Origin of the sequence: Kitasatospora sp. NPDC059722 (assembly GCF_042733235.1) — a bacterium.
Taxonomy (GTDB): Bacteria; Actinomycetota; Actinomycetes; order Streptomycetales; family Streptomycetaceae; genus Kitasatospora.
Map to the genome: position 1 here is coordinate 14,677 of NZ_JBHWGD010000034.1, position 14,344 is coordinate 29,020.

11 protein-coding genes are annotated in these 14,344 nt (G+C 72.9%); 6 read left to right on the forward strand and 5 right to left on the reverse strand.

The window, feature by feature from the left end:
- Nucleotides 1-70: 70 nt before the first annotated feature.
- A complete protein-coding gene (locus tag ACFV4F_RS21955; protein ID WP_380445474.1) occupies nucleotides 71-1,027 on the reverse strand; it encodes a PAC2 family protein in 957 nt (318 codons plus the stop codon).
- Between the two features lie 157 nt (nucleotides 1,028-1,184).
- Nucleotides 1,185-1,982, reverse strand: coding sequence for an SGNH/GDSL hydrolase family protein (locus ACFV4F_RS21960; RefSeq protein WP_380445473.1), 798 nt, complete (start codon nucleotides 1,980-1,982; stop codon nucleotides 1,185-1,187).
- 160 nt (nucleotides 1,983-2,142) lie between these two features.
- On the opposite strand from ACFV4F_RS21960, the gene ACFV4F_RS21965 reads away from it, so the two are divergent.
- Nucleotides 2,143-2,658 (forward strand): SRPBCC domain-containing protein, encoded by a 516-nt coding sequence (locus ACFV4F_RS21965; RefSeq protein ID WP_380445472.1) that lies wholly within the window; start codon nucleotides 2,143-2,145, stop codon nucleotides 2,656-2,658.
- Between the two features lie 13 nt (nucleotides 2,659-2,671).
- Here ACFV4F_RS21965 and ACFV4F_RS21970 read toward each other — a convergent pair whose 3' ends face one another.
- A complete protein-coding gene (locus ACFV4F_RS21970; RefSeq protein ID WP_380504688.1) occupies nucleotides 2,672-3,730 on the reverse strand; it encodes a hypothetical protein in 1,059 nt (352 codons plus the stop codon).
- Nucleotides 3,731-3,903: 173 nt separating this feature from the next.
- Between ACFV4F_RS21970 and metH the strand changes: the two genes are divergently transcribed.
- From metH to ACFV4F_RS21985, 3 genes are all read left to right on the forward strand, one after another.
- Nucleotides 3,904-7,416, forward strand: coding sequence for a methionine synthase (metH, locus tag ACFV4F_RS21975; protein ID WP_380504690.1), 3,513 nt, complete (start codon nucleotides 3,904-3,906; stop codon nucleotides 7,414-7,416).
- Nucleotides 7,417-7,553: 137 nt separating this feature from the next.
- Nucleotides 7,554-8,258, forward strand: coding sequence for an HAD family hydrolase (locus tag ACFV4F_RS21980; RefSeq protein ID WP_380445469.1), 705 nt, complete (start codon nucleotides 7,554-7,556; stop codon nucleotides 8,256-8,258).
- Nucleotides 8,259-8,547: 289 nt separating this feature from the next.
- Nucleotides 8,548-10,158 carry an ABC transporter substrate-binding protein gene (locus ACFV4F_RS21985; protein WP_380445468.1) on the forward strand — a complete coding sequence of 537 codons (1,611 nt, stop codon included), beginning with the start codon at nucleotides 8,548-8,550 and terminating at the stop codon, nucleotides 10,156-10,158.
- Nucleotides 10,159-10,231: 73 nt separating this feature from the next.
- Here the strand turns inward: ACFV4F_RS21985 and ACFV4F_RS21990 are convergent, their stop codons facing one another.
- Both ACFV4F_RS21990 and ACFV4F_RS21995 read right to left on the reverse strand, forming a co-directional pair.
- Entirely contained in the window at nucleotides 10,232-10,903 is a 672-nt protein-coding gene (locus ACFV4F_RS21990; RefSeq protein ID WP_030299918.1) for a response regulator transcription factor, read from the reverse strand.
- Nucleotides 10,903-11,811, reverse strand: coding sequence for a RecB family exonuclease (locus tag ACFV4F_RS21995; RefSeq protein WP_380448364.1), 909 nt, complete (start codon nucleotides 11,809-11,811; stop codon nucleotides 10,903-10,905). Before ACFV4F_RS21995 ends, ACFV4F_RS21990 begins: the two co-directional genes overlap by 1 nt.
- Nucleotides 11,812-11,983: 172 nt before the next feature.
- Between ACFV4F_RS21995 and ACFV4F_RS22000 the strand changes: the two genes are divergently transcribed.
- Together ACFV4F_RS22000 and ACFV4F_RS22005 are read left to right on the forward strand one after the other, a co-directional pair.
- On the forward strand, nucleotides 11,984-13,210 hold the full coding sequence (locus ACFV4F_RS22000) for a site-2 protease family protein (protein ID WP_380504744.1): 1,227 nt from the start codon (nucleotides 11,984-11,986) through the stop codon (nucleotides 13,208-13,210).
- A 59-nt stretch (nucleotides 13,211-13,269) separates the two neighbouring features.
- Nucleotides 13,270-14,229: a tRNA (adenine-N1)-methyltransferase gene (locus tag ACFV4F_RS22005; protein WP_380448367.1), complete on the forward strand. Its 960-nt coding sequence runs from the start codon at nucleotides 13,270-13,272 to the stop codon at nucleotides 14,227-14,229.
- Nucleotides 14,230-14,344 lie beyond the last annotated feature (115 nt).

Consider the following 14,344-nt stretch of genomic DNA (forward strand, 5'->3'; position numbering starts at 1 on the left):
CCTGTAGGACCGTCATACGCCGAAGGGGCGCCAGGACCGATCGTCCTGACGCCCCTTCGGCCGTTCCGTCCTACTCGTCGTCCGCGGAGCCCTCCGGCGCCTCCCGGGTGGTCCCGGGCGCCTCCGGCTCGGCCGGCCGCTCCGCGGTGGCGTGCCCGGCCACCGGCTTCTCGCCGGTCGGACCGACGTTCTCCCGGCGGCGCAGGTAGCGCTCGAACTCGCGGGCGATCGCGTCGCCGGAGGCCTCCGGCAGCTCCGCGGTGTCCTGCGCCTCCTCCAGCTGCTGGACGTACTCGGCCACCTCGCTGTCCTCGGCGGCCAGCTGGTCGACGCCCAGCTGCCAGGCCCGGGCGTCCTCGCCGAGCTCGCCCGGCGGGATCCGCAGGTCGAGCAGGTCCTCCAGCTTGTTGATCAGGGCCAGGGTCGCCTTGGGGTTGGGCGGCTGCGCGACGTAGTGCGGCACCGCCGCCCACAGCGTCACGGCCGGCACCCCGGCGTGCGTGCAGGCCTCCTGCAGCACCCCGACGATCCCGGTCGGCCCCTCGTACCGGCTCTCCTCCAGGTCCAGCCGACGGGCCAGATCGGGGTCGGAGGTGACGGCGCTGACCGGCACCGGGCGGCTGTGCGGGGTGTCGCCGAGCAGCGCGCCCAGGATCACCACCAGCTCGACGCCCAGCTCGTGCGCGAAGCCCAGCAGCTCGTTGCAGAACGAGCGCCAGCGCATGCTCGGCTCGATGCCGCGCACCAGGACGACGTCCCGGGTCTTGGGCTCCGTCACCCGGATCACCGAGAGCCGGGTGGTGGGCCAGGTGATCCGGCGGATGCCGCCGTCCATCCAGACCGTGGGACGGTTGACCTGGAAGTCGTAGTAGTCCTCCGCGTCCAGGGCCGCGAACACCTTGCCGCCCCAGGTCTCGTCCAGGTGCGCCAGGGCCGCGGAGGCGGCGTCGCCCGCGTCGTTCCAGCCTTCGAAGGCGCAGACCATCACCGGGTCGATCAACTCGGGGACATCTTCCAGCTCGATCACCCGGCGTCTCCCTCCGAACTCCTCATCGCCCATGGAACTCCTCGCTCCACGGTCCCTACCTGCCCAGCCTACGGGCTTTGATGCGCGTCACGGCCGGGGCACCGGGACAGTCTGGGGGACCGGGCCGCCATGATCCAGCGGTTATCCGCAGGTCCGGTCACAGGAGCGCGGCGACGGTGGGCAGGTAGCCGCGGGCCTGGCCGTCGGCGGTGGGGTGGAAGGACTCCCACAGGTGGGAGACCACGATGCCGTTGATCCACTCCTCCTTGCCGCCGCCGCACGTGCCGTGCCCGTCGAAGGCCGGCCGGACGTCCGCGAAGGCGAACCCGTGGGCCTCGGACTGACGGCGGATCAGCTCGTCCAGGCGGTCGGTGAGGGCGTTGAACCGCTGCCGCCTGGACTCGGTGGCGAGCAGGCAGGTGGTGCCGGTCTGGAGCAGCCGGGGGTAGCCGGTGACGACGACCCGGGCGGCCGGGGCGGCGGCGCGGACCGCCGAGTAGAGCGCGTCGAGGCGGCCGGGCAGGTCGTCGTCCAGGTGGTGCGCGGCGGTGTCGAGGGTGCGCTCGCAGCGGGCGTCGGTGGTGAGCGGCTGGAGGCAGTCGACGGCCGCCGAGGTGAAGCCGAGGTCGTTGCCGCCCACGGTGAGGGTGACCACGGTGGTGTCCGCGGCGACCTTCGGCAGCTGGTCGCGGCGGACGTCGTCGGCCCCGGCGGCGCTGCACGCGGCGTCGGTGAGGGCGGCGCCGTGCGCCGCGGCCCACAGGGCGGGGTAGCCGCGGCCGCTGCGGTGGCAGTCGCCGCTGGCGGGGTCGTAGGAGCCGGCCGCGACCCCGGCCGCGTAGGAGTCGCCGAGCGCGGCGTACCTGGGGGCCGGGTCGGCCGCGGCCGGGGCGGCGAGGGCGGCGCAGAGCAGGGGGACGGCGGCCAGGGCGGCGACCGGGCGGGGGAGCGGCACGGCGGTTCTCCGGGGTCCGGGCGGGCCGGGCGCGGTCCGCCTCGGCCCATCGGGCACGGATCGTAGTCGATCGACTACCCGGCGTCGTGGCGTGCCCGCCGGGCGGGGCGGCGCGATGATGGACAACGGGGCCGGGCGGCGGGCGTGAGGAGCCGGACCGATGAACCGATGGCTGTGGATCGGCGCGGGCGTGGCGGCGGTGGCCGCCGGCACCGCGGTGGTGGCGGCGGACCGCGCGGGCCGCCGGCTCCCGGTGGAGCACGTCACCGAGGGCGGACTGGAACTCTCCCAGCCGCCCGGCGCGGTCTGGGACGTGCTGACCGACATCGACCTCTACCCCGCCTGGCGCCCCGACCTGACCCACGTCGAGCGGCTGCCCGCGGCGGCCGGCGGCCGGGAGCGCTGGCGCGAGTACGACCGGCACGGGCACACCACGTACGAGGTGGTCGCCAGCGAGGCCCCGCACCGCCTGGTGACCGGCATCGCCGACCCGGACCTGCCGTACGGCGGCACCTGGACGTACGTCCTGACGCCGGCGGGCCGGGGCTGCCTGCTGACCGTCACCGAGCGCGGCGAGGTCCGCAAGCCGCTGTACCGCGCGGTCTCCCACTACGTGACCGGCGAGGACGTGACCGTCCACCGCTACCTCGGCGCCCTCGCCCATCGCATGGCCTGAGCCCGGGGCGCAGCTACCCGACCCAGCCCCGCCGGTACTGCGCCCAGTCCTCGGGCGTCGCCGCGAAGTCCACGTACAGCGCGACGCCGAAGGCCGGGCGGTGCAGGTCCTCGCGGGCGAGGCCCAGCCGGACGCCGCGCACGGCCGCGTCGACCGTCTCGGCGCCGCCCCGGTGCGCCCAGGTGTCGTCCCAGTAGAACGGCAGGCCCATCAGCAGGTCGACGTCCTTCGGCGTGGCCTCCAGGGCCAGTTCGGTCTGCAGGGCGACGTAGCCGCCGAACAGCGGCTCGGTCTGCATGCTGGTGTCGTACGTCATCACCGCGATCTGGTCGACCCGGCGGGCGGTCGCGGTGAAGTAGGCCTGGTCCCACCACTTGCCGTGCCCGCTGAGGGCGATCCCCGCGGTGTGCAGGCCGGGCAGGGGGTCGATCTGCGGGGCGGCGACGGAGAGCTTGGCGCCGCGCCCGGCGGTCACCGCCCGGACCTGGTCGAGGAGGGCGAGCCAGCCGGCCGAGCCGGGGCGGATCGGCTCCATGTCGAAGTGCACCCCGTCGAAGCCGAGGTCCAGCACCTGCCGGGCGGAGGCGGTGACCCGGTCCCGGGTGGCCGCGTCCTCCAGGTCGAGGGCGTCCTTCTCGGGCTTGACCTCGTCACCCAGCCAGCCCTGCACCCGGATCTTCGGCAGTTCCCGGTGCACCGCCTCGACGAACCACTGCGCGCGCGGGTGGACGGTCGGCGGCAGCGAGCCGTCGTGCTCCAGCGGGCCGGTGTGGACGTACAGGTCGCGGATGCCGGTGCCGTCGAGCTGCCGGGCGAGCGCCGCGACGTCGGCGTCGGTCTTGCGGCCGTCCACCCAGGCGTGGCCGAGCCAGACGGCGTCCCGGCCGCGGGTGCGGGCGTCGGGCGAGAGCCGGCCGACGTCGTGCAGGCGCAGCGCGACGAGCAGTCCCCCGATCGTGGCCACCGGAACGGCCGCGGCCACGGCGAGTGCGACCAGCGCCCTGCGCCACCACGACCAGCCCCGCCAGCGGGCCCCGAATGCGCTGAACGGCACCGTCAGTGCCCGGCCCATCCGTCCCGCGGACGTTCGTGCGCGCCCCAACCGATTGCTCCCCCCTTGCGGCCGAGCGTTCAGGATACGAAATGCACAGTCGCGCCGGGCCGTGGGACGGATACCCTGGCCACGTGCGCGCCCGACCAAGCGGGAGCGCAAAGCCGACAGCCGTCGCACCAGGGAGAAGCCCCATGGCCACTGCAGCCGAACCGTCCATCACTCAGCAGAGCCGCGCGAACGCGTTGCGCGAGGCCCTCGCCACCCGGGTGGTGGTCGCCGACGGGGCGATGGGCACCATGCTCCAGGCCCAGGACCCGACCATGGAGGACTTCCAGGACCTGGAGGGCTGCAACGAGGTCCTGAACCTCACCCGCCCCGACATCGTCCGGTCCGTCCACGAGGCCTACTTCGCGGTGGGCGTGGACTGCGTGGAGACCAACACCTTCGGTGCCAACTTCGCCGCGCTCGGCGAGTACGACATCCCCGAGCGCATCTTCGAGCTGTCCGAGGCCGGCGCCCGGATCGCCCGCGAGGTCGCCGACGCGCACACCGCCGCCGACGGCCGCACCCGCTGGGTGCTCGGCTCGATCGGGCCCGGTACCAAGCTGCCCACCCTCGGCCACGCCCCGTACGAGGCCCTGCGCGACGGCTTCCAGGAGAACGCGGCCGGCCTGATCGCCGGCGGCGCCGACGCCCTGCTGGTCGAGACCAGCCAGGACCTCCTGCAGACCAAGGCCGCGATCCTCGGCTCCAAGCGCGCCCTCGCCGCGGCCGGCCTGGACCTCCCGGTGCTGGTGCAGGTGACGGTGGAGACCACCGGCACGATGCTGCTCGGCTCGGAGATCGGCGCCGCGCTCACCGCGCTGGAGCCGCTCGGCGTCGACTACATCGGCCTCAACTGCGCCACCGGCCCGGCCGAGATGAGCGAGCACCTGCGCTACCTGGCCAAGAACGCCCGGATCGGCCTGTCCTGCATGCCGAACGCGGGCCTGCCGGTGCTCGGCAAGGACGGCGCCCACTACCCGCTGTCCCCGGCCGAACTGGCCGAGGCGCACGACGTGTTCACCCGCGAGTACGGGCTGTCGCTGGTGGGCGGCTGCTGCGGCACCACGCCGGAGCACCTGCGCGCGGTGGTCGAGCGCGTCCAGGGCCGCGCGATCGCCCCGCGCACGCCGCAGCCGGATCCGTCGGCGGCGTCGCTGTACCAGGCGGTGCCGTTCCGCCAGGACACCTCGTACCTCGCGATCGGCGAGCGCACCAACGCCAACGGCTCGAAGAAGTTCCGCGAGTCGATGCTGGCCGGCGACTGGCAGGCCTGCGTGGAGATCGCCCGCGACCAGATCCGGGACGGCTCCCACCTGCTGGACCTGTGCGTCGACTACGTCGGCCGCGACGGTGTCGCCGACATGAAGGAGATCGCCGGCCGCCTGGCGACCGCCTCGACCCTGCCGATCGTCCTGGACTCCACCGAGCCGCCCGTGCTGCAGGCCGGCCTGGAGGCGCTCGGCGGCCGCGCGGTGCTCAACTCGGTCAACTACGAGGACGGCAACGCCCCCGACTCGCGCTTCGGCAGGATCGCCTCGCTGGCCCGCGAGCACGGCGCCGGCCTGATCGCGCTGACCATCGACGAGGAGGGCCAGGCCCGCACCGCGGACAAGAAGGTCGAGATCGCCGAGCGGCTGATCGCCGAGCTCACCGCGGACTACGGCATCGACGAGGGCTCGATCCTGGTCGACTGCCTCACCTTCACCCTGGCCACCGGGCAGGAGGAGTCCCGGCGGGACGGCATCGAGACGATCGGGGCGATCCGCGAGCTCAAGCGCCGCCGCCCGGACGTGCAGACCACCCTCGGCCTGTCCAACATCTCCTTCGGCCTCAACCCGGCCGCCCGCGTCGTCCTCAACTCGGTCTTCCTGCACGAGTGCGTCGAGGCCGGCCTGGACTCGGCGATCGTCCACGCGTCGAAGATCCTGCCGATCTCCCGGATCCCCGAGGACCAGCGCGAGGCCGCCCTCGACCTGGTCTACGACCGCCGCCGGGACGGCTACGACCCGCTGCAGCGCCTGCTGGAGCTGTTCGAGGGCGTCTCCTCGGCCTCGGTGAAGGCGTCCAAGGCGGAGGAGCTGGCCGCGCTCCCGCTGGACGAGCGGCTCCAGCGCCGGATCATCGACGGGGAGCGCAACGGCCTGGAGGCCGACCTGGACGAGGCGCTCACCGCGCGGCCCGCGCTGGAGATCATCAACGAGACCCTGCTGTCCGGCATGAAGGTGGTCGGCGAGCTGTTCGGCTCGGGCCAGATGCAGCTGCCGTTCGTGCTCCAGTCCGCCGAGGTCATGAAGACCGCGGTGGCGCACCTGGAGCCGCACATGGAGAAGTCCGATTCGGAGGGCAAGGGCACGATCGTGCTGGCCACCGTCAAGGGCGACGTCCACGACATCGGCAAGAACCTGGTCGACATCATCCTGTCCAACAACGGCTACAACGTCGTCAACCTCGGCATCAAGCAGCCGGTTTCGGCGATCCTGGACGCCGCGCAGGAGCACCGGGCCGACGTCATCGGGATGTCCGGGCTGCTGGTCAAGTCGACCGTGATCATGAAGGAGAACCTGGAGGAGCTCAACCAGCGCAAGCTGGCGGCCGACTACCCGGTGATCCTCGGCGGCGCCGCGCTCACCCGGGCGTACGTCGAGCAGGACCTCCACGAGATCTACGAGGGCGAAGTCCGGTACGCCCGCGACGCGTTCGAGGGCCTGCGGCTGATGGACGCGCTGATCGCCGTCAAGCGCGGCGTGCCCGGCGCGGTGCTGCCCGAGCTCAAGCAGCGCCGGCACGCCCGGGTCGAGGTGGAGGAGCCGGAGCCGGAGGTCAACCTCGGCCAGATCCGCTCCGACGTCGCCGTCGACAACGCCGTGCCCGTCCCGCCGTTCTGGGGCGACCGCATCGTCAAGGGCATCCCGTTCGCCGACTACGCGTCCTGGCTGGACGAGGACGCGCTGTTCAAGGGCCAGTGGGGCCTGAAGGCGGCGCGCTCCGGCGAGGGGCCGTCGTACGAGGAGCTGGTGGAGACCGAGGGCCGCCCGCGGCTGCGCGCCTGGCTGGACCGGCTGCAGACCGAGGGCTGGCTGGAGGCGGCCGTGGTCTACGGCTACTACCCGGCCAACTCCAAGGGCGACGACCTGATCGTCTTCCACGAGGACGGCACCGAGCGCACCCGCTTCACCTTCCCCCGCCAGCGGCGCGGGCGCCGGCTCTGCCTGGCCGACTTCTTCCGCCCGGAGGAGTCCGGTGTGCGGGACGTCGTCGGCCTGCAGGTGGTCACCATGGGCAACCGGATCTCGGAGGCGGCCAACGAGCTGTTCGCCGGGAACTCCTACCGCGACTACCTGGAGCTGCACGGCCTCTCGGTGCAGCTGGCCGAGGCGCTGGCCGAGTTCTGGCACGCCCGGGTCCGCTACGAGCTCGGTTTCTCCGGCGAGGACCCGCAGGACGTCAAGGACATGTTCGCGCTCAAGTACCGCGGTGCCCGCTTCTCGCTCGGCTACGGCGCCTGCCCGGAGCTGGAGGACCGCGCCAAGATCGCCGAGCTGCTGAAGCCCGAGCGGATCGGCGTGGTGCTCTCCGAGGAGTTCCAGCTCCACCCGGAGCAGTCCACGGACGCGATCGTGATCCACCACCCGGAGGCGAAGTACTTCAACGCCCGGTAACCAGGACGCCCCCGCGCGTTCGCTCTTTTCCGGCGAACCGGGCGTATCCTTGATGATCCTGAACGGGCCGGTCCGCTCACCAGCGGGCCGGCCCGTGCCATCCCCGGAGCACCTGCGGGGCACTCGGAAGGATCACCATGACCAGCATCTCCACCGCCGTCGCGGCGCTCGACCACGGGGACGACCGCGGCCTGCAGGCGGTGCTGCTGGACATGGACGGGACGCTGGTCGACACCGAGGACTTCTGGTGGCAGGCCGAGGCCTCGCTGTTCGCCGAGCTCGGCTACGCGCTGGACGAGGCGGACCGCGCCCAGGTGGTGGGCGGCCCGATGAGCCGGGTGATCGACTACCTGCTCGCCAGGACCGGCGTCGACCTCTCCCCCGCCGACCTGACGGTGCTCATCAACCAGCGCTTCGTCGACCTGCTGGGCGGCGGCGTGCCGCTCATGCCGGGCGCCGAGCGGCTCCTCAATACCCTTGCCGCGCACGGGATCCCGGCCGCCCTGGTGTCGGCCTCGCACCGGCACGTCATCGACATCGTGCTGCGCTCGCTGGGCGCCGAGCACTTCGCCTTCACCGTCGCCGGGGACGAGGTGCCGCGCACCAAGCCGCACCCGGACCCGTACCTGGAGGCGGCCCGCCGGCTGGGCGCGGAACCGGCCCGCTGCGTGGTGGTCGAGGACGCGCCGACCGGGGTGAAGGCGGCCGAGGCGGCCGGCTGCCCGGTGATCGCGGTGCCCTCGGTCGCGCGGATCGAGTCGGCCCCCGGGCGGCTGGTGCTGTCCTCGCTGGAGCAGGTCGACCTCGAACTGCTGCGCTCGCTGGTCGCCTCGCGCGTGTGATTGTGGTCTCATTGCCCCGGCGGCCTACCGACCGGTAAGGGGCCCCGGGTGGCCCGATCCGGTGGTCATCGGGGGAGAAAACGGGCATTGGCCGACAACTCGTCGGGGGAGCCGGGCTGCCCCGGATCACCGTGTCCCAAACGTCATCCACGCGGGTATCGGTCGTGCGTGTTCGATATGGCACGCTACTCCAGTTCGTTCCCGCCCTCGCAGCCCTGCCACCGCCGCCGACGGGTACCCCCGGTCCCGGCGCCGGTCGCACGACGCGCACCCCAGAAGGACGCGCCCCGTGAAGACTTCCGCTGAACGCCTGGCAGTACTCGGCTGCGCCGGCCTGGTCGCCGTGACGGTGGCCGGCTGCGGATCCGTCACCGACGCGGTCAAGGGCGGCGGCGGCAGCAGCTCGGTCACCATGGGCACCGCCCAGCTCACCAGCGTGCTGGACCCGGCCGGGTCCTACGACTCCGGCTCCTGGCTGATCCTGCGCAACACCTTCCAGTCGCTGCTGGTCTTCCCCGCCGCCTCCAGCTCGCCCTCCCCGGACGCCGCGCAGTCCTGCGAGTTCACCACCGGCGACTCCACCCAGTACCACTGCGTGCTGCGCCCCGGCCTCAAGTTCTCCAACGGCCACCCGCTGACCGCCGCCGACGTCGTGTTCTCGATCGAGCGCACCAAGAAGATCAACGACAAGAACGGCCCGTCCGGGCTGCTCTCCTCGATCAAGTCCGTCGAGGCCAAGGGCGACAACGAGGTGGTCTTCCAGCTCACCGCGCCCGACGCGACCCTCCCGGCCAAGCTCGCCAGCCCGGTCGGCGCGATCGTCGACCACCAGGTGTACCCGGCCGACTCGCTGCTGCCCAACGACAAGCTGGTCGGCTCCGGCCCGTACAAGCTCGACTCGGTCGAGGCCCTGGGCGGCGGCGGCAAGAGCATCGGCAAGGTCGCGCTGTCGGCCAACGACAAGTACAACGGCGACGTCAAGCTGCGGAACAGCAAGTTCACCGTCCGCTACTACGACCAGGCCGCCGACCTGAAGGCCGCGCTCGACAAGGGCGACGTCGACCTCACCGACGACAGCCTGGACCCGAACACCGCCGCCCAGATCCGCTCCGACCAGCAGGGCGGCAAGGGCGACCTCCAGGTCGTCGAGGGCGACAGCAACAACACCCGCTCGCTGGTCTTCAACACCAAGGACGCGGTCGTCGGCAACGTCGCCGTCCGCCAGGCCGCCGCCGCGCTGCTCGACCGCAAGGCGCTCGCCCGCGACGTCTTCGCCCGCACCGTCCAGCCGCTGTACTCGATGGTCCCGGCCGGCGTCACCGGCCACAACACCGTCTTCTTCGACAAGTACGGCGACCAGGACGTCAGCAAGGCCAAGAAGTTCCTCACCGACGCCAAGGTGCAGCTGCCCGTCAAGATCACCCTCACGTGGTCCCGCTCGCGGGCCGGCGCGGCCGAGGCCGACACGGTGAAGAAGCAGCTGGAGACCGGCGGCCTGTTCCAGGTGACGGTCCAGCAGGAGGCCGACTGGGACAAGTACAAGGCCGGTTTCGCCGACGGCAAGTACCAGGCCTACATCCTCGGCTGGTTCGCCGACTACCCGGACGCCGACAACTACATCAGCCCGCTGGTCGTCGACGGCGGCGTCTACCACGACGGCTGGGACGACCCGCGGATCAGCCAGAAGCTGGTGCCGGACGGCCTCAAGATGACCGACCGCGGCGCGGCGGCCGGCAACTACAACCAGATCCAGTCGATCGTCGCCGACAACGCTCCGCTCGTCCCGCTGTTCCAGGACAAGGCGTTCTACGCGGCCCGCTCGTACATCACCGGGGTCGAGTCCACCGTCGACACCACCGGCGTCTTCCGCTTCGGCGAGATCGGCCGCAGCAGCAAGTAGCGCCCGACGGCGACGGCCCGTCCGCTTCCCCCGGTGCGGGAGGCGGACGGGCCGTCGCCGTCTGTGGAGCGTCCTACAGCGCGCCCGGACGCACCAGACCGCTCTCGTACGCGTACACCGCCGCCTGCACGCGGTCCCGCAGCTGGAGCTTCGTCAGGACGTGTCCCACGTGCGTCTTCACCGTGGTCTCGCTGACGAACAGTTCGGCCGCGATCTCCGCGTTCGACAGCCCGCGCGCCACCAGCTTGAGCACCTCCAGCTCCCGCTCGGTGAGCGCGTTCAGCGCCTGCGGCGGCGCCTCCTCGCCCGAGGGCAGCTTGGTGGCGTACATGTCCAGCAGCCGCCGGGTGATGCTCGGCGCCAGCATCGCCGCGCCGTCCGCGACCACCCGGATCGCCTGCACCAGCTCCTCGGCCGGCACGTCCTTCAGCAGGAAGCCGCTGGCGCCCGCGCGCAGCGCCTCCACCACGTACTCGTCCAGGTCGAAGGTGGTCAGCACCAGCACCTTGGCCGGGCCGTCCCGGCCCGGGCCGGCGATCCGGCGGGTCGCCTCGACGCCGTCCATCCTGGGCATCCGGATGTCCATCAGCACCACGTCGGGCTGCAGCGCCCGGACCTGGTCCAGCGCCTGCTGACCGTCGCCGGCCTCACCGACCACCACCAGGTCGGACTCGGCCTCCAGGATCATCCGGAAACCGGTGCGCAGCAGCGGCTGGTCGTCGACCAGCAGCACTCGGATCGTCACTAGGACTCCTTGCTCATCGGATCCCCCGTGGGATCGTCCTCTTCAGACGTACGGGCCAGCGGCAGCGGGTACGGCGGGGGCGTCCCGCCGAACTCCGGGCAGCTGGCCTGGTGGTCGCACCAGTCGCAGAGCCGGTTGCGGGTGGCCGGGAACTCCCCGGTGGCCACCGCGTGGGTGATCCGCTCCCAGAGCGCCTGCAGCTTGCGCTCCACGGCGAGCAGGTCCGCCTCGTCCGGGTCGTAGGAGACGACGTCCCCGCCCCCGCCGAGGTACACCAGCTGGAGCCGCTTGGGGATCACGCCCTTCCAGCGCCACACCACCAGCGCGTAGAACTTCATCTGGAACATCGCCTTGCCCTCGAAGTCCCGCGAGGGCGCCCGGCCGGTCTTGTAGTCGACGAGGCGGACCTCGCCGGTCGGGGCGACGTCGACCCGGTCGATGTAGCCGCGCAGCAGCAGGCCCGACTCCAGGGCCGTCTCCACGTACAGCTCCCGCTCCACCGGGTGCAGCCGGGTCGGGTCCTCCAGCCGGAACCACTGGCCGACCAGCTTCTCGGCGTCCGCCAGCCAGCGGGTGAGCGCCGCGCCGTCCGGGTCGTCCGGGAACAGCCCGCCGAGCTCCGGCCGCTCGCCCAGCAGCCGCTCCCACTGCGGGCGCAGCAGGCCGAGCGCCCGCTCCGGCGTCCGCTCGACGGCCGCGCTGTCGAACAGCCGCTCCAGCACCGCGTGCACCAGGGTGCCCCGGGTCGCCGCCGCGCTCGGCGGCTCCGGCAGCCGGTCGATCACCCGCAGCCGGTACAGCAGCGGGCAGGTGAGGAAGTCACCCGCACGGGACGGGGACAGGCCGGTCGGGGGCGCCGCCGGGCGCGCCGGGGCCCCGGCGGCACTGGTGGTGTCGGTCTGCTGCATGGCTACGACCCTATTGCCCCGCGCTGCCATACCGCTGCCACCGTGCTGTCACGGGGCTGGGCAGGGCCCGCGCCAGTGGGTATGAAGCCAGACAGAGGGGCGCGCGGCGCCCTGCCGCCGAGATCACGTAGCGTGGGCACACCGGCGCAACTCGGGGGAGTCGACCGAAGGGATCACGGTGAGCGACAGCAGGGGGCAGCAGACCTCCGACCAGCCGCCGCACGGCGGTGATCGCCCGCCCGGCCGGCCGCCGGAGCCGCGGAAGGAGCGCGGCGGCGGCATCCTCATGGGCCGCCCGTTCGGGGTGCCCATCTACGTCACCCCCTCCTGGTTCGTCATCGCGGCCCTGATCACCTGGGTCTTCGGGGGCCAGCTGAACGACGTCCTGCCGGACCTCGGCGGCTCGCGCTACCTGGTCGCCTTCTCCTTCGCCGTCGCCTTCTACGCCTCCGTCCTGGTGCACGAGCTCGCCCACACGCTGGTCGCGCTGCGCTACCGCCTCGGCGTGCGCCGCATCCAGCTGCAGTTCTTCGGCGGCGTCTCCGAGATCGAGAACGAGGCCGAGACGCCGTGGCGGGAGTTCTGGCTGGCCTTCGTCGGCCCGCTGCTGTCGCTCGTGCTCGGCGGGGTCTTCTACCTCGCCATGCAGGCCGTGGAGCTCTCCTCGGTGCCCGGGGTGCTGCTCACCGGCCTGATGGTCTCCAACCTCGTCGTCGCCGCCTTCAACCTGCTGCCCGGACTGCCACTGGACGGCGGCCGGATGCTGCGCGCGGTCGTCTGGGCCGTCACCGGCAGGCCGATGACCGGCACCGTCGCCGCCGCGTGGGTCGGGCGGGCGCTGGCCGTCGCCGTGCTCATCGGGCTGCCGCTGATCAGCGCCTCCCGCGGGGTCGGGCGGACCGGCACCGACACCCTCGTCGACGCCGTCATCGCCGCCGTCCTGGCCGCGATCATCTGGAACGGCGCCGGCGCCAGCGTGCGCAACGCCCGGCTCAAGGAGGCCCTGCCCGGCCTGCGGCTGCGCGACCTCGCCCGCCGCACCGTCGAGGTCACCGCCGACACCCCGCTCGGCGAGGCGCTGCGGCGCGCCCGCGAGGCGCAGGCCGGGGCCGTGGTCGTGGTGGACGGCCGGGGCGAGCCGATCGCGATCGTCCGCGAGTCCGCCGTGCGCGCGGTGCCCGAGCACCGCCGCCCGTGGGTCGCCGTCGGACCGCTCGCCCGCGACCTCGAACCCGGCCTGCGGCTCAGCGCCGACCTCACCGGCGAGGACCTCCTGCACGCCGTGCGCGCCACCCCGGCCGGGGAGTACCTGGTGGTCGAGTCCGACGGCCGGGTGTACGGCGTCGTCGCGCTCACCGACATCGAGCAGCGCCTCACCGCCGCCGTCGCGGGGCAGTAGGACGGCACCGGCCGGGGGCGCGGCGGGCGGGAGGTCGCGCTTCCCTTAGGATTGGCCGCATGTCCGAACCGACCGGTGCCGCCCGCCGACGCGGGCCCTTCCAGGTCGGGGACCAGGTCCAGCTGACCGACCCCAAGGGTCGCCACTACACGTTCACGCTCCAGGCCGGGAACCAGTTCCACACCCACAAGGGTGCGTTCCCGCACGACGAGCTGATCGGCGCTCCTGAAGGCACGGTCGTGCGCACCACGGGGAACGTCCCGTACCTCGCGCTGCGCCCCCTGCTCCCCGACTACGTCCTCTCCATGCCACGCGGCGCCGCCGTGATCTACCCCAAGGACGCGGGCCAGATCCTCGCGATGGCCGACATCTTCGCGGGCGCCCGCGTGGTGGAGGCCGGCGTGGGGTCCGGCGCGCTCAGCACCTACCTGCTGCGCGCCGTCGGCGAGCAGGGCATGCTGGCCTCCTACGAGCGTCGGCAGGACTTCGCCGACATCGCCAAGAGCAACGTCGAGCGCTACTTCGGCGGCTCCCACCCGGCGTGGAAGCTCACCGTCGGCGACCTCCAGGACAACCTGGTCGAGAGCGACGTCGACCGCATCATCCTCGACATGCTCGCCCCCTGGGAGTGCCTGGACGTCGCCTCCAAGGCGCTCGTCCCCGGCGGCCTCATCTGCTGCTACGTGGCCACCACCACGCAGATGTCCAAGACCGTCGAGGCGCTGCGCGACCACGGCACCTTCACCGAGCCGCAGGCCTGGGAGACCATGGTCCGCACCTGGCACCTGGAGGGCCTCGCGGTCCGCCCGGACCACCGGATGATCGGCCACACCGGCTTCCTGCTCACCGCCCGCCGCCTCGCCGACGGCGTCGAGCCGCCGCTGCGCCGCCGCCGCCCGGCCAAGGGCGCGTACGGCGAGGACTACGACAACGGGTCGCCCGAGCCGACCCTGCAGGAGCGCGCGGCCGCCCGGGCCGCCGCCCGCGCCGCCGTGGCCGAGGACACCGACCTCGGCTGACGCACGACCGTCGAGGAGGGGTGGCACGGCCGGGCCGTGCCACCCCACCGGCGGTCCCGCCCCCGTGACCGGAGTGCCCCCCTGTTGTGGGACGATGGCACCTCACACAGACCCC

Bases quoted from the DNA above. Each gene is read 5' to 3' on its own strand.
- ACFV4F_RS21965 (WP_380445472.1), top strand. From the start codon at position 2,143: ATGAACCGATGGCTGTGGATCGGCGCGGGCGTGGCGGCGGTGGCCGCC.
- ACFV4F_RS21970 (WP_380504688.1), bottom strand. From the start codon at position 3,730: ATGGGCCGGGCACTGACGGTGCCGTTCAGCGCATTCGGGGCCCGCTGG.
- metH (WP_380504690.1), top strand. From the start codon at position 3,904: ATGGCCACTGCAGCCGAACCGTCCATCACTCAGCAGAGCCGCGCGAAC.
- ACFV4F_RS21980 (WP_380445469.1), top strand. From the start codon at position 7,554: ATGACCAGCATCTCCACCGCCGTCGCGGCGCTCGACCACGGGGACGAC.
- ACFV4F_RS21995 (WP_380448364.1), bottom strand. From the start codon at position 11,811: ATGCAGCAGACCGACACCACCAGTGCCGCCGGGGCCCCGGCGCGCCCG.
- ACFV4F_RS22005 (WP_380448367.1), top strand. From the start codon at position 13,270: ATGTCCGAACCGACCGGTGCCGCCCGCCGACGCGGGCCCTTCCAGGTC.